A 1,800-nucleotide genomic window follows, 5' to 3' on the forward strand; every position below is an offset into this window, starting at 1 on the left:
CTCGAGTTCCAGGGTGAGCTTGCGGGCCTGGGTCTCGAGCGGGGCCAGCCGGGTGCGTTCGCTCGAGCCCTGGTCCAACAAAAAAAGCACCCCCGCAATCAACAACACGGGCAGTACCGCCACCACCCAGAGCGGTACCGTCAGGGTCCCGCTAGACACCAGGGGATGGGGCTCTCGTGGCATGGCCCTATAAGCCTACTCTGGAAAGGGGCGAGGCCGGGTGATTCCTGACCGGGGTGGCTCCACTTCGGGCCCGTCGCAGGTTGCAGCTCTCACCGCGTTTCCGCCACGGGTTGAGGGTCGCGCAACTTGCCGAGGAACGGTACCTGGCCTTGGGGAGTCTCGACCCCATCTAGAGCGGTGGGATACCCAAAAAAACTTCTGGTGTGAAAAGCGCCTTAGCTACTGGCCTTGGTACTCTGGGGTAAGGCCCTGGGCTCTCCGGTCTGGCTGCGACCCACAAAGATGGCCCCGGCTTCCACGTCGAGCGACATGGCCCGCACGTCGCCTTCGACCCGCGCGCTCTTGGTGATGTGCAGTTTGCCACTGGCGATGACCTGGGCGCTGATTTGCCCATGCACGATGATGTTGTTGGCCTTGACCTGCTCACCCTCGATGAGGGCCGTGTTGCCGATCTCGAGGTCGCCTTCGATCACCACCGAACCCTTGATCTTCCCGTCAATGCGGGCACTGCCACCTGCTTTCAAGTTACCTTCGATCTCACTACCCTCGCTCACGTAGGTGAGCGCAGCCGGATTGGGTTTACGTCCTCCACCTAGCACCGCCATAGTCTACACTCCTGTATAAGCTTTTGGGCCAAGGGCCTGCTCACGAACGTACCTCTAAATCATACCGTGATGATCCGAGGGTAGGGGTCAGGTTTGACACTCAGTCCAGATACGCTGTGGGATTCACTTCGTTGCCGCTGCGGAAGACCGTGTAGTGCAGGTGCGGGCCAGTAGAGCGGCCTGTGGAGCCGACCAACCCCACCCGGTCGCCGCGCTCGAGGCTCTGCCCGACCCGTACCGAAACCGAGGACAGGTGTGCGTACAGGGTACGGTAGCCGTAACCGTGGTCTACCACCACCGCCAGGCCAAAAGGCCCTTTCCAGCCTGCCTCAATCACTTCTCCCGCCCCGGTCACCCGCACGGCGGTGCCGTAGGCGGCAGGGAAATCAATGCCATTGTGAAACTCGAAACCCCAGCCAAATGGGTTGCGGCGGTAGCCAAAGAACGAGGTGACACGGGTCTGTCCCCGAATGGGGTAGCCAAAGGGCATGGCTGCTTCCCGTTCAAGGGTCTCATTCAGGGCAGGAGATACCTCGCTCAACTTGCGGGTAAAGGCGGTGGTCTGTTGGCTGGCATGTTTGAAGACATCCTCGAGCTCCGCCGGAATCGAGGCCCCTCCCCGCCCGCCTCCTTCGTTGCGGGTGGGCACCAGCCTGATCCTGGGCATTCCAGCCCGCTCCCGCAGGGTATTGATCTCGGTCTCCAGAACCTGTAACTGCCTGAGGATGCTCTGGGCATCCTGGCTCAGGGCATTGTTACGGGTGCGTTCGGTGGCGAGCTGGTTGTTGAGTTTGCGGGCCTGATCCGACAAGCTGACCAGTTGGATCTGCAAGCTGCGCATCTCGGCTGTGCGCTGCCAGAGCCAGATATTCAGGCCGCTCCAGACCAGCAAAACCAACAGAACCGCCACCGGAATCCACACCGGTAAAGACAGAGTTCTGGGGGCTGCGCCGGTTCGGGCTAACCACAGGGTGTAACGCACAGGGTGACGTCGCAGCGGCATCAGGGGCTA

At 61.6% G+C, this 1,800-nt stretch carries 2 protein-coding genes and 1 pseudogene; all 3 read right to left on the reverse strand.

The window, feature by feature from the left end; all coding sequences use genetic code 11:
• A pseudogene (locus tag Q0288_RS17340) lies at positions 1-183 on the reverse strand (M23 family peptidase); the annotation flags it as partial.
• 215 nt (positions 184-398) lie between these two features.
• Positions 399-788 (reverse strand): polymer-forming cytoskeletal protein, encoded by a 390-nt coding sequence (locus tag Q0288_RS17345; RefSeq protein ID WP_299433462.1) that lies wholly within the window; start codon positions 786-788, stop codon positions 399-401.
• A gap of 100 nt (positions 789-888) precedes the next feature.
• A complete protein-coding gene (locus Q0288_RS17350) occupies positions 889-1,791 on the reverse strand; it encodes a M23 family metallopeptidase (RefSeq protein ID WP_299433465.1) in 903 nt (300 codons plus the stop codon).
• Positions 1,792-1,800: the final 9 nt, after the last annotated feature.

The sequence above is a fragment of the uncultured Meiothermus sp. genome (assembly GCF_937863175.1).
Classification (GTDB): Bacteria; Deinococcota; Deinococci; order Deinococcales; family Thermaceae; genus Meiothermus.

Coding starts and splice junctions, on each gene's coding strand:
- Q0288_RS17345 (WP_299433462.1), bottom strand. CDS start 788: ATGGCGGTGCTAGGTGGAGGACGTAAACCCAATCCGGCTGCGCTCACC.
- Q0288_RS17350 (WP_299433465.1), bottom strand. CDS start 1,791: ATGCCGCTGCGACGTCACCCTGTGCGTTACACCCTGTGGTTAGCCCGA.